The organism is Arthrobacter sp. GQ119 (assembly GCF_059759125.1).
On record NZ_JCAXEA010000003.1, the window covers coordinates 39,028 to 60,454 of the forward strand.

Sequence of the window (21,427 nt, forward strand, 5' to 3'; positions counted from 1 at the left end):
CCGGCCCCGATTCTTCTGCCGGGAGTGCGGTTGCTTCGGTTCCCAGCGCATCCCTGGTGCTAGCCGCGTTCAAGGAACGCCTCCTTCTCGGGGTTCAGGTAGTCGTCGATGGCCTCGGCCAGGGCAGGGTGGTCCCCGAGTGACGGGTCACGGCCCACGATCTCCTGGGCATCCTGCCGGGCCCGGGCGATGATGTCCTCGTGCTCGAGCACCCTGAGGAGCCTCAGCGTGGACCTGCCACCGGATTGGGAGGCACCCAGGATGTCGCCCTCGCGCCGCAGCTTCAGGTCCTCTTGGGACAGTTCGAAGCCGTCGGTGGTCGCCGCCACGGCGTCCAGCCTGCGGCGGCTCGGATGCCCCGGCTCCAGGGCGGTGACCAGCAGGCAGGTGCCCGGGAGGCCCCCGCGGCCCACGCGGCCCCGCAGCTGGTGGAGCTGCGATATCCCGAAACGGTCCGCATCCAGGATGACCATCAGGGTGGCATTGTGCACGTCCACGCCCACCTCGATCACCGTCGTGGACACCAAGAGCTTCGTTTCGTTGGCGGTGAACGACGCCATGGTTTCTGATTTCACGGGCGGATCCTGGCGCCCGTGCAGGGGCGCCAGGGGCACGCCGGCCAATGCCGGTTCCTCGCGGAGATGCTCGACGACGGCCGTCACCGAGGCGAGCTCCCGCCCGGCGGCGTCGTCCTCCAGTTCCCCGGGGCCTGGTTCCGCTTCGCCGGGACTGAAGTCGCCGTCGTCGTCCGTTCCGATCTTCGGGCACACGACGTAGACCTGATGCCCGGCGTCGATCTCTTCCCTGGACCGGGACCAGATCCGCGAGGCCCAGCCCGGGTTCTCCGCCAGGCCCACGACATGGGTGGTGATCGGTGCCCTGCCCGCCGGCAGTTCGTCGAGCACGGAGGTTTCGAGGTCCCCGAACACCGTCATGGCCACGGTCCGGGGAATGGGCGTGGCGGTCATGACCAGAAGGTGCGGGGGCTTGCTCGCCTTCGCCCTGAGGGCATCGCGCTGTTCCACGCCGAAACGGTGCTGCTCGTCCACCACAATGAGGCCGAGGTCGTAGAAGGAGACGTTGTCGCTGAGCAGGGCGTGGGTGCCGATGACAATGCCGGCGGTGCCGGACGCGGCGTCGAGCAATGCCTGCTTGCGCGCGGCGGTGGGCATGGAGCCGGTGAGCAGGCTGACCTGGACAGCCTTGCCGCCCAGGCCGCCCAGCAGCCCGTCGGCGGCGAGCGGCCCGAGTGTCCTCCGGATGGATTCAAAGTGCTGCGCGGCCAGGACTTCCGTGGGCGCCAACAGTGCGGCCTGTCCCCCGGCGTCCACCACCTGGAGCATGGCCCGGAGCGCCACGATCGTCTTGCCGGAGCCGACCTCCCCCTGCAGGAGCCTGTTCATGGGGCCGCCCTGGGACAGCTCGGCGGCGAGGGTCTTGCCTACGGCGGACTGGCCGGCGGTCAGGGTGAACGGAAGCTGGCGGTCAAAGGCAGCCAGCAGCCCGTCCGGCACCGGCCTCCGCGCCGTTGCTTCCTCGGCGGCCAGCTGGGCGCGCCGGCGCGCCAGGGCGGACTGCAGCACCAGGGCCTCCTGGTACCGGAACCGGTCGCGTGCCCGGCGCCAGTCCCCGGGCGTCTCCGGAGCATGGATCAGGCGGTACGCCTCGGGCATGGGCAGGAACTTTTCACGGGCGGAAATGCCGGCTGGCAGCGGGTCCGCCAGAGCCCCGAGGTCCACAGTGTCCAGCAGCGTGGAGATGACCTTTTGGATGGACCAGCTGGTGAGCTTGGCGGTGGCCGGATAGACGGGGATGGGCATCGCCGCAAGCTTTTCGGGGTCCATGCCGGGAGTGTCCGGGTCTTCATCGAGCAGCAGGAAATCCGGGTTGGTCAGCCCCAGGGTTCCGCCGTAGCGGGTGACCTTGCCGGAGAACATGGCCCGGCGGCCGGGCTGCAGCTCGGCCCTGGCGCGGTAGCCGTTGAAGAAGCTGACCTTCATCGTTCCGGGAATCCCGGAGCCGGGGTTTCCCGGTCCTTGCCGGCGCGGGGTGCCGGCGTCGTCGGAAATCACGACGTCGGTCAGGGAGCCGCGCCTGGCGCGCATCTGCCGGGTACTGTTGGAGACGACCCGTGCGATCAGCGTCACTTCTTCGTCAAGGGGCACCTCGCTGATCGGTGTGAGCTCGCCCCGGCTCAGGTATCGGCGCGGAAAGTAGTTGAGCAGTCCGCCCACCGTGGTGATGCCCAAGTGTTTTTCGACGACGGCGGCGGAGCGCTTGCCGATCCGGCGCTCCAAGCCCAGTTCAAGCTCGGTGTTCATCATCCATCAAGGCTCCGGGCATCGAGGCTCCCGGCATCAAGACTCCGGGTATCGGCAGCCAGCGGTTCGGGGTCCCGCGGCAGGGCGAGCTCGCTGACTGACACGTCAGTGGGCTCCCCGAGGGAACGGATCATCCTGAGGGCCGGCTCGGAATCCAGCACGTGCGCGTGGACGCGCCAGCGGTACCGCCCTTCCGCATCCGGGGATCGCTCCACCTGGCTCAGGATCACCGAATCGCCGAGTTCATCGAGGCGTTGCCTGAGCGTGGCGGCGTCCAGCGGCGACAGGCTGACGGTGCACATGACCTCCACGCCGTCGTCGACCGGCAGGTCGGCATGGATGTGGGGATCCTGCACATCGTAGCCGTGCAGTCCGTCCAGCAGTTCGTTCTGGAGTTCCCCGCCGAGCACCGCCGACCGCAGGCAATCGAGGATCAGGAGCATCCCGACGCCGCCGGCGTCCACGACGTGGGCGGCCTGCAGGGCGTCCAGCTGCGCTTCTGTGCGGATGACGGCGTCGAGGGCCGCCTCCACGGCGGCATCCAGCACCAGGCCCAGGGCCTGGTTGCTGTCATTTCCGTTCTGCGTGGCGTCAACCGCGGCCGCTGCCCGTGCCGCGGCCTCCATGACGGAGAGCATGGTGCCGGGAACGGGATCGCTGAGAGCCGACCAGGCGCGGATTTGTGCCCGGTTCAGCGCAGCGGCCAGCAGCGTGGCAGTGAGCCGGGTGTGTCCGGACAGGGGCTCGGCGGCGGCGCACAGGAAAACCGAGAAAAGCGTGCCCGAGTTTCCCCGGGCCTGTTCCATGGCGGCCTGGCCTGCCTTGGCAAGCACGGCGCCGACGTCGTTCTGGAGCGAATCTTCGCCCGGCGCGGTTTCCTGCAGGGAACGGGTGGCCGCCCGGATGGTCAGGTAAAGGTTGGTGCCGGTATCGCCGTCTGGCACCGGGAAGATGTTGATGGCATTGAGGCGGTCGCTGTGGTTCCCCAGGGCCGTCTCTGCCTTGCCCAACCACCGCTTCATCGCTAGCGCGTTGGCGGCAATCTTAGTCTGCAAAGTGATCCCATCCCACGGAGTCTGCGGGCCGTCCCGCGATCTTTACGCCCGCGGCTTCATTCGTGCCGCGGGTCTGTACTGAGCCTATCCCAGAGAAGCCGGGCGGCAGCTGAACGTGTGCAGGGAATGTGGCAAGCAGACCGTGGTCCTCGCCGCCGCCCAGCACCCAGGCCAGCGGATCGGCGCCGAGCAGGGCGGCGGCGGTCTCCAGCGGCGCCGTCAGCAGCTTCAGCTTCCCGGGATCGAGATCCAGGACCACGCTGCCCGCGATGGCCAGCCTGGTGCCGTCCCGCACAAGGCCATCGGAGATGTCCATCATGGAGGTGGCCCCAGAGAGCCGGGCCAAGGGGCCGGCCTCAAGGGGCGGCTCGGGGCGGCATTGAAGGTCCAGGAGGTGCCTCAACTCCGGGCTCAGCGACTCCACCGGGTGCTGCGACTCCAGGAGGGCAAGCCCGGCCGCGGCCCGGCCGGCGTTCCCTGCAATGGCCAAGGTGTCGCCGGCGGACGCCCCGGAGCGGAGCACCGGCCGCCCGCCGCTGAGGGTGCCGAGGACCGCCACCGTCACAGAGAGCTCGCCCCCGCGGCCCAAATCTCCGCCGGCGACGGAGCACGATCCGGCACCGAGCTTCCCAATGGCGGCGGCCAGTCCGTCCGCCAGGTCCTCGACCCAGTCCACGGGAGTGGCCGCCGGCATGGTCAGACTCACTACCAGTGAGGTTGCCGTAGCGCCCATGGCATTGATGTCGCTGAGGTTCTGGGCAGCCGCCTTCCAGCCCACGTCATAGCCTGTGGTCCGGTAGCCGTTGTTCCACTGGAGCCGGAAATCCTGGTCCTGCACCTGGGTATCGATGCTCACGACCGTCCGACCGTCCGGAGCAGCGACGACCGCGGCATCATCGCCGGGCCCGAGGAGAACAGCAGCGCTGTGTGCCGCGCCCAACTCCAGCCGCGGAAAGATCCGCGTGAGCAGCTCGGCTTCGGACAGTTCTGCGACAGTCAGTGGTGTTTGGGGCACGCCACTACGCTACCGCGGCGGGCGGACATTGTTTCCTGCCGGACACCGGCGTCCGGTTGGATTCAGGCAATTCCTGCGGCGGCGCCGGGATAGGGTTAACCCATGCACTGCCCCTGCGCCGTCCGTGAACCTGCTGGAAACAGATCAGCTCGCAGCCTTTGGCTCCGCGGACCGGCCGGAAGGCCGCGCACCTTGGCCGTCCTCGCGATGGCGGCAGCAGCCGGGCTCGCCCTGGGCGGATGCGCCCCCGCCGTCGATGTTGCCCCCGCCGCGGATGCGGCGGACCCGGGCTGTGCCCCCATGATGGTGGCGCTCCCGGACGCCATCGGCGAACACCGCCTCCGGAAAACCAACAGCCAGGCGACGGCCGCGTGGGGCGATCCGTCCCGGGTCATCCTGCGCTGTGGCGTCAACGTCCCCGGGCCCACCACCGACCGCTGCGTCAGTGTCAACGACGTGGACTGGGTCATCAAGGAGGGCAATCCCGTGTGGACGCTGACCACGTTCGGGCGCGAGCCGGCAACGGAGATCCTGATGGACCCGGACAAGATCAGCTCAGCTACCGTGCTCGCCGATCTCTCGGCGGCGGCCGCGAAGATCAAAGCGAGCCGCAACTGCGTGGGCCAGGAGGACCTGCAGGACCTGCCGGCGAGCAAATAGGGTACGGCAGGCCGGCAGCGGGTCCCGGCGCCTAGCGAGCCCGGGCGGCTAGCGGAGTCCGGTCTTGCGCGTGAGTGCCAGGTGGATCAGTTCGTCGATCAGGTCCGGATAGCTCAGGCCGGAGGCCGCCCACATCTGCGGATACATGCTCTTCGGCGTAAACCCTGGCATGGTGTTGATCTCATTGATGATGACCGCACCGTCCGGGGTGTAGAAGAAATCAACCCGGCTCAGGCCTTCTGCTCCGACGGCGTCGAACGCCACCGCCGCGAGTTCGCGGACCCTCGTTATGGCTTCCTCAGGCATGTCGGCCGGGCAGCTGAGTGCCGCAGCGTCATCAACGTACTTGGCGTCGAAGTCGTAGAACTGGTGGTCGCCGGCCGCCACTGTAATCTCCCCAGGCAGGGAGGTCCGGGGCGCGTCGGAGCCACGGCCCTCCAGCACGGCACACTCGATTTCCCTGCCGACGATGCCCGCCTCGATGACGAGCTTGGGGTCATGTTCGCGGGCGGCTTCGATCGCGGCATCAAGGTCATCCAGCGAATCCACCTTGGAGATGCCCATGGACGAACCGGCACGGGCTGGCTTGACGAACACGGGGTAGCCGAGAAGATCCACGCGCTTGCGGACAGATTCGGAATCGACGCGCCACTGCCGGTCCGTCACGGCGATGTAGGGGCCCACGCGCAGGCCGGCGGCCTCGAAGACCACCTTCATGAAGTGCTTGTCCATGCCTACGGCCGATGCCAGCACTCCGGCGCCGACGTAGCGGGTGTCCGAAAGCTCCAGGAGTCCCTGGATAGTTCCGTCCTCACCGAACGGTCCGTGAAGCAGGGGGAAGACCACGTCCACCGTCCCGAGTTCCCGGGGAACCTCGTTGGGCGACGCCACGATGAGCTGGTGCTCCCCGCCGATTTGGGCCAGCGTCACCGTCTGGTCCGACGGCGCCACCTCGGGCAGCGAGGAGGATGCGAGCGACCACTGCCCCGTGTCCCCGGCGGCGAGGACCCACTGGCCGGACTTGGCGATTCCGATGGGAATGACGTCGTATTTGTTGCGGTCGATCGCTCCCAGCACGCCGGCTGCGGTGACGCAGCTGACAGCGTGTTCGCTGGAACGGCCACCAAAGAGCACCGCAACGCGGGGCTTGCGCGTCGTGGCGTTGTCCGCTGCGGTCAAGTTTTCTTCCGACACTGTCAGTAATCGCCTTCGGGTTTCAGTTCCCGGGCCAGCAGTAGCGGCCCCAGTTGGTCAACGGACAATTTTCCGGCCAGCACCGCGACCACGGCCGCGGTGATGGGCATTTCGACACCGAGCTTACCGGCAAGTTCATGGACTGCCTGGCCGGACTTGATGCCTTCGGCGGTTTGGGTCATCTTTTCCGCCACTTCATCCAGGGTGAGGCCCTGGCCGAGCAGGCGGCCGGCGGTGTGGTTCCGCGAAAGCGGCGATGAGCAGGTGGCAACAAGGTCCCCCAGACCGGCCAGGCCGGCCATGGTCTGCGCCTCGCCGCCCAGGGCGAGAGCCAGCCGGGAAGTTTCGGCGAGCCCGCGCGTGATGACCGAGGCCTTGGTGTTGTCCCCCATCTGCTTTCCTTCACAGATGCCCACGGCCAAGGCAATGACGTTCTTGACGATGCCACCGATTTCGACGCCGACGACATCTGAGGTGGTGTAGGGGCGGAAATACGGTGCAGTGCAGCTCCGCGCGATCCAGCCGGCCGTTGCGGAGTCCGCGCAGGCCACAACTGAAGCCGTGGGCTCTTCCCGCGCGATTTCCATGGCCAGGTTGGGTCCGGAGATCACGGCAATGCGGTCATCCGGGATGTCCAGCTCCTCCCGGATGACCTCGCTCATGCGTGCGTCGGTGCTCAGCTCGAGGCCTTTCATGAGGGACACCACCACGGCGTCCGGCTCCAGCAGGCCCTTCCACTCGCGCAGCTGCAGCCGCAGTGACTGCGCCGGCACGGCGAGCACCACCAGATCGGCCCCTGCGAGCACCTCCGCGACGTCCGTGGACGCCGAAATGCTCGGCGGCAGTTCGACGTCGGCCAGGTACTGGGGATTGCGGTGGAGGCTGTTGATCTGCTCCACAACCTCCGGGCGGCGCCCCCAGATGCGGATGCGGCGATCGGCGCCCGAGGCCGTGGCTGCATCGCCGAGGATCTTAGCGAACGTGGTACCCCAGGATCCCGCGCCCAGGACCGCCACCGACAGGGCGGAGCCGGTCCGGACCTGCCCAGGCGTCATTTTCCACCCCGCTCAACGTCGCGGCCGTGCTTCGTCTGGTTGTGCGCGGCAGGGTCCCAGCGTTTGGCAGGGGCCTGCTCTCCCCGGAGCTCGGCAAGCAGGCCGGTAACGGCATCCATGATGACCTCGGTGGCCTCCATGAGGGTGGCCTTGTCCCTAGGCCGTCCCTCGAAGCGGGAGAGGTCCACCGGATCACCGATCAGGATCCTGGACGTTTTCCTCGGAAAAAGGTGGAACCGTTTGGCATACCGCGGGAAGACCTCATGGGCACCCCAGTGGGCCATGGGCACGACGGGGATGCCGCCCTCAAGCGCCAGCCGCGCGGCACCGGTGTGGCCCTTCATGGGCCAGAGGTCGGGGTCGCGCGTCAGCGTACCCTCCGGATAGATAACGATCGCCCCGCCCTCGGCCACAATCTCCTTGGCGAGCTGCAGCGAGCGGTTCGCGCCCGCCGTCGAGCGTTCCACCGGAATCTGCTTGACGGCGTGGAGCACGCTGCCCAGTACCGGTACCTTGAAAAGCCCGGCCTTCGCGAGGAAGTGCGGTGCCCGCTTTTGGTTGTAGAGCATGTGCCCGATCACAATGGGATCGATCTCGGTGCAGTGGTTGGGCGCGGCAATGAAACCGCCGACGGGAAGTTTTTCCGTGCCTACCCACTTCTTGTTCATCATTAAGTTCAGCAGGGGCCGGGCGATCCCGGCAATGATCACAAATGTGATGTGGCTTTTCGCCGATTCCTTCACCGGGCCACGCTACTTCTCAGAAGTGATGTCGAAGTCGGCCCCGAGTCCTGCCAGCTTTTCAGTAAAGCGCTCGTAACCGCGGTTAATAATGTCGATGCCTGTCACCCGGGACGTGCCCGTCGCTGCCAAGGCGGCGATGAGGTGGCTGAAACCACCGCGGAGGTCGGGAACATCGATGTCCGTGCCCTTAAGCTGCATAGGGCCGGAAATGACGGCTGAATGCCGGAAGTTCCGCTGCCCGAAGCGGCACGGCACGCTGCCCAGGCATTCCCGGTGGACCTGGATGCTGGCCCCCATGCGGATCAGGGCGTCGGTGAAGCCAAAGCGGTTCTCGTACACGGTCTCGTGCACAATCGACACGCCCTCGGCCTGCGTCAGTGCCACCACGAGCGGCTGCTGCCAGTCCGTCATGAAGCCGGGGTGCACGTCGGTCTCAAGCACCAGCGGCGAGAGCTTGCCGCCGCGGTGGTAGAAGCGGATGCCGTCGTCGCCGATGTCCATGCCGCCGCCCACCTTGCGGAAGGTGTTCAGGAAAGTCATCATGTCGCGCTGGGACGCACCTTGAACAAAGATGTCGCCGCGGGTCACCAGCGCAGCGGACGCCCAGGAGGCCGATTCGTTGCGGTCAGCAAGTGCCCGGTGGTTGTAGCCGCCAAGGTCACGGACACCTTCAATGCGGATGGTGCGGTCCGTCTGGACGCTGATGATGGCGCCCATCTTCTGCAGCACCGCAATCAGGTCGACGATCTCCGGCTCGGTGGCGGCGCCGGAGAGCTCCGTGATGCCCTCGGCACGCGTCGCGCTGAGGAGGACCTGCTCCGTGGCGCCGACCGAGGGATACGGCAGGGAAATCTTGGCTCCGTGGAGTCCCTTGGGCGCGGAAATGTGAATGCCGCCCGGGCGCTTCTCCACGACCGCACCGAACTGGCGCAGTACATCCAGGTGGAAGTCAATGGGGCGGTCACCGATCTTGCAGCCGCCAAGATCGGGGATGAAGGCCTCTCCGATGGCGTGGATCAGCGGCCCGCACAGCAGGATCGGGATGCGGGAATCACCGGCGTGGGCGTCGATGGCGGTGCTGGGCGCCGTCTTGGCGTCCTTCGGGTCCAGTGTGAGGTCACCGCTGACGGGATCCTTCTCTACCGTGACGCCGTGGAGCTGAAGCAGGCTGGTGACAACCTCGACGTCCTTGATTTCCGGAACGTTCCGGAGCACTGACGGCTCGTTGCCCAGCAGCGCCGCCACCATGGCCTTGGGTACAAGGTTCTTGGCACCGCGGACGTGGACACGGCCAGTAAGCGGGACGCCTCCGCGGATTGTCAGAACACTACTCATTTACCGGTTTCCTCACGACTACTCGCCCCCAAATCCTTACAAAGGCACCAGCTAAGCATATGAGCTTGCGTTACCGAACCGAAATACGGCCCCTTCTGCCGCAAGCGCAATGGCCCGGGGAGCACTGTTAAGGCCCGCCGCATGGTATGCGACGGGCCTCACTGCCACGCTGGCCCCAGAGTATGCCTGGGGAAGAATTTCTAGGACAGCCTGGCCGGCAGGGTCTTCGGCTTGAAGGCCGGCCGGGTGGCCTCGTAGGTGGTGATGTCTTCCTCGTGCTGCAGGGTCAGGCCGATGTCGTCCAGGCCTTCGAGCAGCCGCCACCGCGTGTAGTCATCGATCGCGAACGGAGCAACGAGGTTGCCGCAGGTGACGGTCTTGGACACGAGATCCACCGTCACCTCGGTGCCCGGGGCATTCTCCAGTGTCTTCCAGATGAGTTCGATGTCGTCCTGGGCGAGTTCGGCGGCCAGCAGGCCCTGCTTTCCGGAGTTGCCGCGGAAAATATCGGCGAACCGGGACGACAATACGGTCTTGAAGCCATAGTCCTTCAGCGCCCAGACGGCGTGCTCGCGGGAAGAGCCCGTGCCGAAGTCCGGACCGGCCACAAGAACCGAGCCGGCGCTGAACGGCGCCTGGTTCAGGATGAAGGACGGGTCCTTCCGCCAGGCCGAGAACAGCGCGTCCTCAAAGCCCGTGCGGGTGATCCGCTTGAGGTAGACAGCCGGGATGATCTGGTCGGTGTCGACGTTGCTCTGGCGCAGCGGGACGCCGATTCCGGTGTGGGTAGTGAACTTTTCCATGGGATCTTCCTAGGCTGCGTCGGTCTGGAGGGCTGCGGATTCCGGTGCCGGATCAAGGTCCGACGGCGAGCTCAGCGTGCCGCGCACGGCTGTGGCTGCTGCGACCACCGGCGATACGAGGTGGGTCCGGCCACCTTTGCCCTGACGTCCTTCAAAGTTGCGGTTGGAGGTGGACGCGCAGCGCTCCCCCGGCTCCAACTGGTCCGGGTTCATGCCCAGGCACATGGAGCATCCGGCGAAACGCCACTCCGCGCCGAAGTCCTTGAACACGCGGTCCAGACCTTCGGCTTCGGCCTCGAGGCGTACCCGGGCGGAACCCGGCACTACGAGCATGCGGACCTGGGGGTCCTTCTGGCGGCCGCGGATGATGTCTGCCGCGGCCCGCAGGTCCTCGATGCGGGAGTTGGTGCAGGAGCCCAGGAAGACTGTGTCAACCCGGATGTCCTTCATGCGCGTTCCCGCCTCCAGCCCCATGTACTGCAGGGCGCGTTCCGCCGCCGCCTTGGCGTTCTCGTCGCCAAAGTCGTTGGGGGAAGGCACCTTGTCCGAGAGCGAGACACCCTGGCCAGGGTTCGTACCCCAGGTGACGAACGGCTCAAGCGTGTCGGCGTCGAGGTCCACCTCGGCATCGAAGACGGCGTCGTCGTCGCTGCGGAGCGTGTTCCAGTATTCGACGGCGGCGTCCCAGTCAGCGCCTTCGGGCGCGTGCGGGCGGCCCTTCATGTAGGCATAGGTGGTTTCGTCAGGGGCCACCAGGCCGGCGCGGGCGCCGGCTTCGATGGACATGTTGCAGATGGTCATCCGGGCTTCCATGGACAGCGCCCGGATGGCCGAGCCGCGGTATTCCAGGACGTAGCCCTGGCCGCCGCCGGTGCCGATCTTGGCGATCACCGCGAGGATGATGTCCTTGGCCGTGACGCCGGGACGGAGGGTGCCCTCGACGTTGATGGCCATGGTCTTGAAGGGCTTCAGGGACAGCGTCTGGGTGGCCATGACGTGCTCCACCTCGGACGTGCCGATGCCCATGGCCAGCGCACCGAAGGCGCCGTGCGTGGACGTATGCGAATCGCCGCAGACCACGGTCATGCCCGGCTGGGTCAGGCCCAGCTGCGGACCCACGACGTGCACGATGCCCTGCTCTGCATCGCCGAGCGAATGGAGGCGGACGCCGAACTCCTGGCAGTTGTTGCGCAGGGTCTGGATCTGCGTGCGGCTGGTCAGGTCGGCAATTGGCTTGTCAATGTCCAGCGTGGGAGTGTTGTGGTCCTCAGTGGCGATGGTGAGGTCCGGGCGGCGCAGTTTGCGGCCGGCCAGCCGCAGCCCTTCGAAGGCCTGCGGCGAGGTCACCTCGTGAACGAGGTGAAGGTCGATGTAGAGAAGGTCCGGCTGTGCGTTGGCGCCGTCGCCATCGCCTTTGCGCACCACGTGCGCGTCCCAGACTTTCTCGGCCAATGTGTTCGCCATGGCCTTCTCCCTTCACTGCTGTTGATTGTTGATTCCACTGAAACAGCAGAGCCGTGTAATACGCCAGTCAAAAGATTTGCATCTCAGATAATGAGACGGCAATATCATTACATGGACAATTCTAGTGGAGTCGGTGTCATTGATAAAGCGGCCCAGGTGCTTGATGCACTCGAGGCCGGACCCACGACTCTGGCGCAGCTCGTCGCTGCCACGGGGCTGGCGAGGCCCACCGTGCACCGGCTCGCGCTGGCGCTCGTTCACCACCGCCTGGTGAGCCGGGACATCCAGGGCCGGTTCGTGCTGGGCAGCCGCCTGGTGGAACTCGCCTCGGCGGCCGGCGAGGACCGCCTCATCGCCTCGGCCGGCCCCGTGCTGATGCAGTTGCGCGACGCCACCGGCGAGAGCGCCCAGATCTTCCGCCGCCAAGGCGACTGGCGCGTCTGCGTCGCCTCCGCGGAGCGGCCGATCGGTCTCCGCGATACGATCCCCGTCGGCACGCAGCTGTCCATGAAGGCGGGCTCCGCAGCCCAGGTTCTGCTTGCGTGGGAAGACCACGACCGGCTGCTGGAGGGGCTGCAGTCCGCCCGCTTTACGCCCACTGTTTTGGCAGGAGTACGACGGCGGGGCTGGGGCCAGAGCCTCGGCGAACGTGAACCGGGGGTCGCCTCTGTTTCAGCGCCGGTCCGCGGACCCTCCGGACGGGTGATCGCCGCCGTTTCTATCTCCGGCCCCATCGAGAGGCTCACCCGCCAGCCCGGCAGGCTGCACGCGGAAGTCGTCTGCAACGCGGCCCGGGTCCTGACCGAGGCTCTCCGCAAGAACAACGACTGACCCTTACCGGTTCCCACCGCCTCCGCTCCCGGGGTTTCGGCTGGCAGTAGTCTGGGCGGATGACGAGCTACGCAGTGTTCCTCCGCGGCATCAACGTGGGCGGCATCACGATCAAGATGGCGGACCTCAAGGAAGCCCTCAAATCCCGGCCCTTCAGCGACGTGAAGACGCTCCTGGCCAGCGGCAATGTGGTACTGACGAGCGACCTGGAGCCGGAAGCGGTCAAGAAGGAGTTTGAGGCGTGCCTGCGGGACGCCTTTGGGTACGACGCCTGGGTGGTGGTGCTCACTGCCTCCCGCGTGGCGGAGCTTGTGGAACTCTGCCACTACCCGGCAGACGACAAGACCACTCACACCTACATCACGCTGGCCTCGGACACGGCAGCGCTTGACGAGCTGTTCACCGCCGGGGAGTCAATCGGCGGGGTGGAACAGACCCGGCTGGGTCCGGAGGCGTCTGCCTGGCTTGCCCCGGCGGGCGGGACCCTGGACAGCCCGTTCAGCAAGCTCTCGGCCAAGCCGAAGTACAAGGCTTCGACTACAACGCGCAACCTCCGGACCATGGTCAAGGTCCGGGACGTCGCAGCCGCACTGGAGCCCGGCTGCGCCTGAGGCCAAGTTGCCAGCCCCTTGTTAGCATGGCCCCTGGAGTTGGTGACACCGCCGGCTGAGAGAGGCAACAGATGGCCCTTGACGGACTGGAGCGCGTCCAGTGGGCTCTCCACCACCATGCGTACGGTCAGGCGACGAATGTTCCCGCCCTGCTTGGCAGCGTCGAGTCAACGGACGCCGACACGCGCAGGGAGGCGTTGCGCGAACTCTGGGGCACCGTCTGGCATCAGGGCACGGTGTATGACTGCACGCCCTTGGTAGTTCCCTTTCTGATCGAGATGCTCGGCGACTCTGTGATCGACAAGGACACGCGGGGAGAACTGACGATCCTGCTGGCCTCAATTGCAGGGGCGACGTCGTTCGTTGACGAATCGAGCTCGCCAAGGATGTGGCCTGCCGCATGGCAGCGGGGCCAGCGAGATCCCGCACCCAACCGGGATCTCGCAGAGGAATGCCGGACGGCTGTCGCCAATCACGCGGACGTCCTCGCCGTCGAGTTCAGACAGGCGCCCAGGCCCGTTCGAATCGGTCTCCTGGCGGTTTTCGCGGCTATCGCGGACCGTCTTCCAGCGGGCTTGGTCGGAAGCATCAATGAGCTGAGTCATGTAATCGACCCCCGGATTGCATCAGCCGCTCAGATTGTCGAGGCACTTGCGGAGCAGCGCCCACTCGACCGAAAGGATCTCGAGGCATTGACTGTTTCGGACGATGATGTCCGCGACTACTTCGACTCCATCGAGGACTGGCCACTGCCCGTTCAAGCCCTCGAGGTTGCACGCGAACTGTGCATCTCAGCCATCGCCTCCGCATCGCCGGAGCCATGACATCCATGATTGCTGCCTACGGTCCGCCCTGTGTGGGAGGCGCGCATTTAGGAAGCGCGCGGCAGCCGTTCCGATGGGCTGGTTCCGGGGAGTGGGGGTGCCGTGGAGTGGTAGGTGTGGCCGGTGGGTGTCTGGAGTTTGAAGGTGTGCCGGGGGCCGGGCCGTGGGATGGCTTTCCATCCGGGTTTTTCTTTGGTGTGGTTGCAGGCTTCGCACAGGCCCGCGCCGTTGGCCAGGCTGGTGGTCCCGCCGGTGTGCCAGGGGATGATGTGGTCGTGGTGGCGGATCGGGGCGTCGCAGTACGGGGTGCGGCAGGTGTCATCGCGGGTCTGGATGAACCGGCGCAGCCCTGCCGGGAAGAGCCGTGCCCGGGAGTCCATCGCGACCAGCTCACCGGTTCCGGGGGCGGTGTAGAGCCGGCGGAGCCACACCTTGAGTGCCTGGCGGCTGGTGGCCCCGCCCGGGTCGGGTTCCTGGCCCGTGGTGCTCCCGCCATCGCTGGGTTCCTGACCGCCGGTAGCCTCGCTTGTCTGGATCAGGGTGCGGGCCCAGCCTGCCGGGACGGTGCCGTAGCCGGTGAGGCGGGCCGGTTCGCTGTCGGCCTGGAAGAGGGTGCGGTCGGTCATGACGAGCTGGATCTCGACCCCGCTGATCCCACCCGGGGCGCCGGTGGTCCATTCGACCAGGGAGTCGGCCATGATCTGGCCACGGGAACGTTCATCCCCGTCCGAGCGCAGCGTATCGGCCTGCCGGCTGAGCGCCGCGTAGACGGCGACGCCCTGGGCGACGGGCAGCAGGGCGGTCAGGTAGGTCATGGTGTCCGGGGCCGGTCGCAGGCTGACGCACCGCTCGGCGGCGGCGTGGCTCGCCCGCTGGGTGACCGAGCGGGGATCCCGCCGGTAGGAGGCGGCTCTGGCCGCGGCCACGATCGCCCTATCGCCTGAACCGTCGAAGGTTCCGGTGTCGGCGGCGAGCTCCTCATCGACCGCGCACCGGTCCGCCGCCGACAGGCACGCCGTTTCTTTCACCAGCAGGGTGGCGCGCCATTCATTCAGCCGGCCAGTCTCCAAGGCGGCCAGGGTGTGCGGCATCTCGGTCACCAGGGCCTTCGCCAAACCCAGCAGGCGGGAGCCGCGGGCCGGGGATTCGTGCCGGGCGAGGGCGATCTGCGCGGCGACGTCCTGGCCCCGCTCCGCCACCGGGACCCCAACCTCGGCCTGGGCGCGGCGCTGGGCGGCATCGAAAGCCACAGCGATCCTCGCCTGCAAACCGGCGACCGCAGACTTCAGCTCCTCCAGCCCGCGCAACTGGTCGATCAGCCCGGCACCGTCGGCGGCCAGCTGCAGCGACCCCGCCGCGGCGAGTAGGTCCTCCACAGTGACACAGGACATCTCGGCATTGGGGGCGGCGGCATCCGGAGCGACGGCACCGGCAAGGCCGGCGCCGGGTGGCGCCGCTGCCAGTATCAGATCGGATTCCCCAATGCCGTCCATACACACAGTGTTCCAGAGGGGTCAGACAAAAAGGGGGCCGGACATTTAAGAAGAACACCAGATACTCAACGCGGACGACGGGGATGGGCGTGGCCAGCCTGGCCACGCCATAGCAGGACACTGCCTAGGCCGCTCCTGCCGCCTTCACAGCGGCGTTGAAGGATTTCAGGCGGCTGATTTCCACTTCCACGGGCTCCACCACAAGCTTCCCGGCTACCTGGGTAACTGCCGCGTTAAGGCGTTTCCGCGCTGCGGCCGCCCGGGCACGTGCAACCCCCGCTGTAATGAATTTCGCGGTCACGGCGAGCAGTATCCCCAGCACTGCGCCTCCGGCAATCATGAGCGTGGGAATCGGCCAGCCCTCGACGCGGGGCACCTCCGGGACCGGCAACTGCAGGTAACCGAGGACAGCGAGCAGACCCAGCCACCCCAATCCGCCTGCGGCCGTCAGCAGCGACAGCCACTGCAGCCCGTTGAAGACGCCCCACCACCAGGACTTCCGTCCGGCTTTAAGGTCAGTCCCGGCGATGGCTTGGTCGAGGGCGTCCGGGAGCTGGTCCCTCCCCCTCCGGGCAGCATCCCGGATGGACGCCCGCCAGGGGCCTGGTGCGCCGTCGCTCGCGGCGTCGGCAAATTCACGGACCGCGGCGTCTGTCCTGGCCCGTTCGGGCGCGCCGGCCGCGGGCAGGGAGGTCCTGTTAACCTCGGGGTTGGCGGCGCTCCGCAGGTTCAGGCGTCGCAGCGGATCCGGCCTGAACCGGACGAGCCACCGCGTAACCGGCCAACCGGTCCTCCGGGTGGATTCCTGCCTGTAGGAGCGTCCCACGGCATCAACCACGAGCGGGACGTTGGCCGCGATGGCGAGCTCCTCCGCCAGCCGCGCCTTCGATCCACTTTTCACGCCTGCTGCCTCTCCTGTCCCGGATGCCTCCGACAGCCGGGCAGAAGCCCTGGAGACATCGGCGGAGAGCCGCAGGGACAGGGCAGCCCTTCGGGCTACAACCTGGCGGATCGCTGCGCGGACGTTGTCCACTCCGGCGCCGGTCAGGGCCGAAGCGGCCACAACCTGGACTTTCCCGAGCCCGTCCCGGGCGAGGAGTCCCTTAAGCGACTCAAGCACCAGCGGTACGTCTGCTTCGGGAAGCCTGTCGGTCTGATTCAGCACCACGAGCGTGACGGCGCCGTGAGAAGCCAGCGGGGCCAGGAAATCGTTGTGGACGGCGGCGTCGGCATACTTCTGCGGATCCAGCACCCAGACGAGGACGTCCACCATTCCCACGAGCCGCTGCACCGTCTTGCGGTTTGCGGTTCTCGTCGAATCGAAGTCCGGCAGGTCCAGCAGGATGAGGCCGCTGGATTCGTCCGCGAAGCCCGGCACGGGCTGGCCATGATGGCGCTGGCGTACCTCCAGCCAATCGAGCAGGCCTTCGCAGCCGTCCACTCCCCAGACACTCGCCAGCGGTTCCGACGTCGTGGGCCGGCGGGCGGCCGCCGTCGCGATCTCTGCGCCGTTGACGGCGTTGAACAGGGTCGACTTGCCGCTTCCGGTGGCCCCAAAGAAGCCCACCACGGTGTGGTCCGCCGACAGGGACCGCCGCGAGCTTGCCCGTTCCAGCACGCGGAGGACTTCATCGAGCACATCATCCGGGAGGACGCCCTCGGCAAGCTCACGGGCAGTGTTCAGCGCCTCAAGCCGGGTCTGTAGCTGGGTTGCTTCCCTGAGCAGGCCGTGGCGGCTCATGCGGCGTCCGCCAGCCGGGCCAGCAGCCGGGCATGGCCGGCAAGCACTTCTGCTGAAGGGCCCTGATCAAACGCCAGCCGTTCCAGGAAGCGCTCCTGTTCACCCTGCAGCAGCCTCTGGCAGCGGGCATGGAGATCTTCACGGGCAGTCCGGGCCAGGCGGCGCACGGCGTCCTCGCCGAAGAAGGCCTCAAGCAGTCTTTGGCCGACGACGGCCGTGCCGCCCGCGATGCCGACCTCCAGGCCCGTCAGGCCTGCAGTCATGGAGAATACCACCACCATCAGGGCAGCTCCGAGGCCGTTGATGCCAAAGGAGAGCCACCTCGCCTGCGTCCGCTTGCCTTGCCCCTCGGTCCGGATCAGTTCCATCAGGCTCCCCTGCCAGGCCCGGATCTCCGCGGCGACGTTATCTCCAAACCCCGGCGTGGTTCCCGAGAGATCGTCCGTGCCGAGCAGCTGGCGGCCGGCCGGATCCGAGCGCCAGCGCCGGTCCGCATCCTCGGCAGCGTTGGCCGCTTCATCGACGATGACCGCCTGCAGCCCGGTCTCAATCGCGGTTTCCACTTTCACCGCGGGGGCGGGTTCACCACGGAAAAACGCGCCCATGCGGTCCCGGAACCGGCCGATGTTCTGTTCGACGCTCCGGAAGAACTCCCCCGTGCCCACAAAATCCTGCCAGCGCGCCAGGACCTCACCGCGCAAGAGTGCTCCGTCCTGGGTGGCATGGAGGATCCGGCCCAGCGCATCCTGATATGCGCCACGGACGTCGTCGCCGAGGACTCCCGCCGCCCGCGCCTGTTCGTCCGCGGCCTCCGCCGCCAGCTGTACCCGCTGGCCGAGTGCCCTCACGGTGCCGTTGAGCGTGCGGCGGGCAATGTCCGCCCGGCCGGCGGCGTCCGCGGCCAGGCTTCCCAGCCAGGCCCTGAGAGGCTCGACGGCGGTGGCAGGCAGCATGCCGAGGTGGTTGAGCGAAACTTCCGGAATGACAAACAGCCCGGCGTCCCCGAGCCCCTCGCGGGCCAGCATCGCACGCAGGTCTTCGCTGACTTCGGCTTCCGCCGCCGGAGGGACCCTGTCGAGCACCACGGCGACCATGATGTCCCGGGATGCAGCGTTCAGCAGCAGCTTCCAGGGAACGGCATCCGCGTAGCGGTTGGCTGTGGTCACGAAAACCCAGAGGTCGGCTGCCGCCAGCAGTTGGCCCGCCAACTGGCGGTTGTCATCCGAAATGGAATCGACGTCGGGGGCGTCAAGGAGCGCGACGCCCTGCGGCACGGCCGGATCCGCCACCAGAACCAGCGAAGAGACGGCGGCCTCGTCCGGCGCGGGGCCGGCCTGGCTGGCCGGAACCTCGGCCGGTACCACGACACCCCGGATGCGGCTGAGGTTCGGCAGGATGCGCTGGTCCTCAAACCACCCGGTGTCCGCCGGATGGTGCAGGAGTATCGGCTGTCTGGTGGTGGGACGGATTGCTCCTGCCCGTGTCACCGGATGGCCTGCGAGGGCGTTGACGAGCGTGGATTTGCCCGCCCCGGTGGAACCGCCGACGACGGCCAGCAGCGGGGCGTCCAGGCTGCGGTACCGCGGGAGGATGTAGTCCTCGAGCTGGGCCACGGAACTGCGGATCTCCAGCCTGGTTTGTTCTGCGCCGGGCAGGGCCAGCGGCAACGACACGGAAGCCAGATCGTGGCGCACGGCCTCAAGCAGCGCCACAGCCCCGGCCGACTGCTCGACGGAGAACTGTTGCCGGCCGCTGGGCGACGCTGGCTCGTTGGATGAGGTCACAGCTTCATCATGCCAGTTCAGCGATTTTGCGGGCCAGCGACGGCCGGGCGCGCACACCAGCGGAATTTCCAGCAGGGCGGATTAAACACAGCAGGCTCCGGGCATATGCCCGGAGCCTGCTTTCTTGTGACCCCAGCGGGATTCGAACCCGCGTTACCGCCGTGAGAGGGCGGCGTACTAGGCCGCTATACGATGGGGCCGCGTACTTTTCCGTTCAGCATTTCTGCCGTTCGGGCTAAGTGATTGTTTCACACACTTAGCGAGTGTTCCAAATCGGTAATTCTCTCTGGAACGTCCGAAAATCTGCGGAATTCCGCGGATATTTCAGAGCTGGGATACCAGGACTCGAACCTAGAATGACGGTACCAGAAACCGTAGTGTTGCCAATTACACCATATCCCAAAGGCACTTTCGGGCCGGTCTCACAGGATCAATCCTGCGCTCCGAGCGCCTCAGCACGAGTAATTACTTTACCCGAGAGATTTGCCCCGCACAAATCGGCGGCGGCCTCACCGCATGTTAGGTGCGTCACCCCGCTCTCGCCACGGGAAGAATTTCGTGTCAGTATGCGGCATGAGTACGGTGAGCGACATCGGCAGGATCATCGACACGGCTCGCGAAGAGATGATTTTCATCGGGCCCGACCACCCCTACTACCCATTACTGGCGGGTCTGGTCGCCGCCGTGCGGGATGCATGGCAGCAGGGCTATGACCATTGCACCAGCGGCGGTTCCGGCGCGAACCCCTACGGCTGGACCAACAGTCATTAAGGGGACCAACAGTCATTGAGTGGACGCTAAGTGAAGGGCAGGGAGATCCAATGACGGTGGCGGGCGCGACGCCCTCATCCGGCCATGTAGTGCTGTTGGGCGATTCGATTTTCGACAACAAGGCGTACGTGGGCGAAGACCCGGATGTCATCACACAACTCCGCCGGGAACTTCCGCACGGGTGGCAGGCCACGCTCCTGGCTCTCGACGGCGATGTGATGGCCGGCGTGGACCGGCAGCTTCGCCTCCTGCCGGAGGACGCTACGCACCTCGTGATCAGCGTCGGCGGCAATGACGCCCTCGGTTTCTCCGACATCCTCCAAATGCCCGCCGGAGATGTCACAGGTGCGCTGAACCTTCTGGCCGCCGCCCAGGATGACTTCGCTGCCGGCTATCTGGCCATGGCAAAGGCAGTGGCCGCAACAGGCCTGCCGTCCGCCCTATGCACTATCTATGACACTCCTGCCAACGAGCCCGGGTACAGGACCATCAAAACAGCCCTTGCGATTTTCAACGACTGCATCACCCGGGCCGCTTTCTCCCTGGGCATCTCCCTGATCGACCTGCGCCTCCTCTGCAGCGAGGACAGCGACTATGCGAACCCCATCGAGCCGTCTTCGCTGGGCGGCGCGAAAATCGCTCGAGCCATCGCCCTCATGGCCATGCAAGGCCATCAGCCAGGCAGAACCACCGTCATCGCCGACCATAGACAGCTGAAAGGCACATGATGCTCATCCTCTTCGGCCTCAGCACCAAAGTCAGAGAACTGCCCTCCCGGGCTGCGACCTGCCAACACTGCGGGGCCTTTGCCCAGCAGTATCTGGAGGAGCGTGCGACCAGATTCACGCTGTTCTTCATTCCCGTCATTACAACGTCCCGGTCGTACGAGTTAACCTGCTCAAACTGTGGGCGCCGCTCCAAAATCAGCGGCCGGCAAAAGAACGCCCTGGTCCGCTAGGCACGCCCCGGCCCGCCGTCAACGAGGCGGCTGGACGAGCAGCTCGAGCAGGGTCCCGACCTCATGTCCCTTGTAGTACGGAGCTGATTCCCCCGTCCGGTTCAGCCAGACGCCGACGAGGCCGGCCGCCGTCGAGCCTTCTGCGTCGAGCAGGAGGTTGTCGCCGATATAGAGGGTACTGTCCGGGGAACTGCCCAGCAGGCGCACGCCTTCCAGGTAGATGGCAGGATCGGGCTTCGGCACTCCAACCGTGTCCGTGCCCACGAGCCTGCGGATCCGTTCCAGCCCGGCGCTGTCGAGCTTGGCACGCTGGTAGTCATGCACGTTGTTGCTCACGGCGCCGTAGGGTATGCCGGCGTCATCCAAGGCATCCAGCAGCGGCAGAACGTCCTCGAACGCCCGGACATAGCTCGGCTGGAGGCGGGCATAGGAAGTGAGCCAGCTGTGCGCTTCTTCGCCTTCGCCGAGGTCGACGCCGAAATGCCCCAGTGCCGCACGCCCCCGAAGCAGCCGCTGTTCGTTGAATGTCAATTCGCCCGCCAAATAACGGTCGTAGTAATGCGTGGTTTCGTGTGTGAAGATCCTGCCGAACCTTTCCCACCCGGCCTGGTCCATGCCCGGCAGGAGATGTTCGCTGACGTCGCGCAGGGCCGTGGTCATGGAGAAGGCCAGGTCAACCAGTGTGTCGTCAATATCGAAAAGGACCCCACCCACCGCGCCGAAGCGGCGGTCGAGGACGACGCCGGCTTCCACGCCCGCCTGCCCCTGC

The 21,427-nt window shown here is 66.7% G+C and carries 20 protein-coding genes and 2 tRNA genes; 7 read left to right on the forward strand and 15 right to left on the reverse strand.

Going from position 1 to position 21,427, the window contains the following annotated elements; all coding sequences use genetic code 11:
• Positions 1-59: 59 nt before the first annotated feature.
• The 3 genes from AC6CH3_RS03720 to thiL are packed head-to-tail and all read right to left on the reverse strand — an operon-like array spanning position 60 to position 4,391.
• Entirely contained in the window at positions 60-2,321 is a 2,262-nt protein-coding gene (locus tag AC6CH3_RS03720) for an ATP-dependent DNA helicase RecG (RefSeq protein WP_498131361.1), read from the reverse strand.
• Complete coding sequence (locus AC6CH3_RS03725) at positions 2,321-3,343, reverse strand: DAK2 domain-containing protein (protein WP_498131362.1); 1,023 nt, start codon at positions 3,341-3,343, stop codon at positions 2,321-2,323. The genes AC6CH3_RS03720 and AC6CH3_RS03725 overlap by 1 nt, the downstream gene beginning before the upstream one ends.
• A gap of 22 nt (positions 3,344-3,365) precedes the next feature.
• A complete protein-coding gene (gene thiL, locus AC6CH3_RS03730; RefSeq protein ID WP_498131179.1) occupies positions 3,366-4,391 on the reverse strand; it encodes a thiamine-phosphate kinase in 1,026 nt (341 codons plus the stop codon).
• A gap of 207 nt (positions 4,392-4,598) precedes the next feature.
• Here thiL and AC6CH3_RS03735 point away from each other — a divergent pair, with 207 nt between their 5' ends.
• The gene (locus AC6CH3_RS03735; RefSeq protein ID WP_498131363.1) at positions 4,599-5,051 is read left to right on the forward strand and encodes a DUF3515 family protein; all 453 of its coding nucleotides are present in this window, start codon (positions 4,599-4,601) and stop codon (positions 5,049-5,051) included.
• Positions 5,052-5,099: 48 nt separating this feature from the next.
• On the opposite strand, the gene AC6CH3_RS03740 is transcribed toward AC6CH3_RS03735, so the two are convergent.
• The 6 genes from AC6CH3_RS03740 to leuC form a co-directional block, all read right to left on the reverse strand.
• The gene (locus AC6CH3_RS03740; RefSeq protein ID WP_498131180.1) at positions 5,100-6,245 is read right to left on the reverse strand and encodes a D-alanine--D-alanine ligase family protein; all 1,146 of its coding nucleotides are present in this window, start codon (positions 6,243-6,245) and stop codon (positions 5,100-5,102) included.
• Positions 6,246-6,247: 2 nt separating this feature from the next.
• Positions 6,248-7,300, reverse strand: coding sequence for an NAD(P)H-dependent glycerol-3-phosphate dehydrogenase (locus tag AC6CH3_RS03745; protein ID WP_498131181.1), 1,053 nt, complete (start codon positions 7,298-7,300; stop codon positions 6,248-6,250).
• Complete coding sequence (locus tag AC6CH3_RS03750; protein WP_498131182.1) at positions 7,297-8,043, reverse strand: lysophospholipid acyltransferase family protein; 747 nt, start codon at positions 8,041-8,043, stop codon at positions 7,297-7,299. Before AC6CH3_RS03750 ends, AC6CH3_RS03745 begins: the two co-directional genes overlap by 4 nt.
• 9 nt (positions 8,044-8,052) lie before the next feature.
• A complete protein-coding gene (gene murA, locus AC6CH3_RS03755; protein WP_400581564.1) occupies positions 8,053-9,378 on the reverse strand; it encodes a UDP-N-acetylglucosamine 1-carboxyvinyltransferase in 1,326 nt (441 codons plus the stop codon).
• A 200-nt stretch (positions 9,379-9,578) separates the two neighbouring features.
• Positions 9,579-10,181 carry a 3-isopropylmalate dehydratase small subunit gene (gene leuD / locus AC6CH3_RS03760; protein ID WP_400581565.1) on the reverse strand — a complete coding sequence of 201 codons (603 nt, stop codon included), beginning with the start codon at positions 10,179-10,181 and terminating at the stop codon, positions 9,579-9,581.
• Between the two features lie 9 nt (positions 10,182-10,190).
• Positions 10,191-11,645 carry a 3-isopropylmalate dehydratase large subunit gene (leuC, locus tag AC6CH3_RS03765; RefSeq protein ID WP_498131183.1) on the reverse strand — a complete coding sequence of 485 codons (1,455 nt, stop codon included), beginning with the start codon at positions 11,643-11,645 and terminating at the stop codon, positions 10,191-10,193.
• A gap of 111 nt (positions 11,646-11,756) precedes the next feature.
• Between leuC and AC6CH3_RS03770 the strand changes: the two genes are divergently transcribed.
• From AC6CH3_RS03770 to AC6CH3_RS03780, 3 genes are all read left to right on the forward strand, one after another.
• Positions 11,757-12,476: an IclR family transcriptional regulator gene (locus tag AC6CH3_RS03770; protein ID WP_043420062.1), complete on the forward strand. Its 720-nt coding sequence runs from the start codon at positions 11,757-11,759 to the stop codon at positions 12,474-12,476.
• Positions 12,477-12,535: 59 nt separating this feature from the next.
• Positions 12,536-13,087 (forward strand): DUF1697 domain-containing protein, encoded by a 552-nt coding sequence (locus AC6CH3_RS03775; RefSeq protein ID WP_498131184.1) that lies wholly within the window; start codon positions 12,536-12,538, stop codon positions 13,085-13,087.
• 71 nt (positions 13,088-13,158) lie between these two features.
• Positions 13,159-13,911, forward strand: a complete 753-nt coding sequence (locus tag AC6CH3_RS03780) for a hypothetical protein (RefSeq protein WP_498131185.1) — start codon at positions 13,159-13,161, stop codon at positions 13,909-13,911.
• Between the two features lie 47 nt (positions 13,912-13,958).
• On the opposite strand, the gene AC6CH3_RS03785 is transcribed toward AC6CH3_RS03780, so the two are convergent.
• From AC6CH3_RS03785 to AC6CH3_RS03805, 5 genes are all read right to left on the reverse strand, one after another.
• Positions 13,959-15,302, reverse strand: a complete 1,344-nt coding sequence (locus AC6CH3_RS03785) for an HNH endonuclease (protein ID WP_498131364.1) — start codon at positions 15,300-15,302, stop codon at positions 13,959-13,961.
• A 226-nt stretch (positions 15,303-15,528) separates the two neighbouring features.
• Positions 15,529-17,145, reverse strand: coding sequence for a GTPase (locus AC6CH3_RS03790; protein WP_498131186.1), 1,617 nt, complete (start codon positions 17,143-17,145; stop codon positions 15,529-15,531).
• Positions 17,142-18,929: a dynamin family protein gene (locus AC6CH3_RS03795; RefSeq protein ID WP_498131187.1), complete on the reverse strand. Its 1,788-nt coding sequence runs from the start codon at positions 18,927-18,929 to the stop codon at positions 17,142-17,144. The genes AC6CH3_RS03790 and AC6CH3_RS03795 overlap by 4 nt, the downstream gene beginning before the upstream one ends.
• Before the next feature lie 127 nt (positions 18,930-19,056).
• A tRNA-Glu gene (locus tag AC6CH3_RS03800) sits at positions 19,057-19,129 on the reverse strand.
• A gap of 130 nt (positions 19,130-19,259) precedes the next feature.
• A tRNA-Gln gene (locus AC6CH3_RS03805) sits at positions 19,260-19,331 on the reverse strand.
• Between the two features lie 171 nt (positions 19,332-19,502).
• On the opposite strand from AC6CH3_RS03805, the gene AC6CH3_RS03810 reads away from it, so the two are divergent.
• From AC6CH3_RS03810 to AC6CH3_RS03820, 3 genes are read left to right on the forward strand one after another with little or no spacing between them, the layout of a single operon-like run.
• Complete coding sequence (locus AC6CH3_RS03810) at positions 19,503-19,700, forward strand: hypothetical protein (RefSeq protein ID WP_498131188.1); 198 nt, start codon at positions 19,503-19,505, stop codon at positions 19,698-19,700.
• A gap of 50 nt (positions 19,701-19,750) precedes the next feature.
• Positions 19,751-20,428 (forward strand): SGNH/GDSL hydrolase family protein, encoded by a 678-nt coding sequence (locus tag AC6CH3_RS03815; RefSeq protein ID WP_498131189.1) that lies wholly within the window; start codon positions 19,751-19,753, stop codon positions 20,426-20,428.
• Entirely contained in the window at positions 20,428-20,658 is a 231-nt protein-coding gene (locus tag AC6CH3_RS03820; RefSeq protein WP_498131365.1) for a zinc-ribbon domain-containing protein, read from the forward strand. Before AC6CH3_RS03815 ends, AC6CH3_RS03820 begins: the two co-directional genes overlap by 1 nt.
• A gap of 18 nt (positions 20,659-20,676) precedes the next feature.
• On the opposite strand, the gene AC6CH3_RS03825 is transcribed toward AC6CH3_RS03820, so the two are convergent.
• A complete protein-coding gene (locus AC6CH3_RS03825) occupies positions 20,677-21,411 on the reverse strand; it encodes an HAD family hydrolase (RefSeq protein ID WP_498131190.1) in 735 nt (244 codons plus the stop codon).
• Positions 21,412-21,427 lie beyond the last annotated feature (16 nt).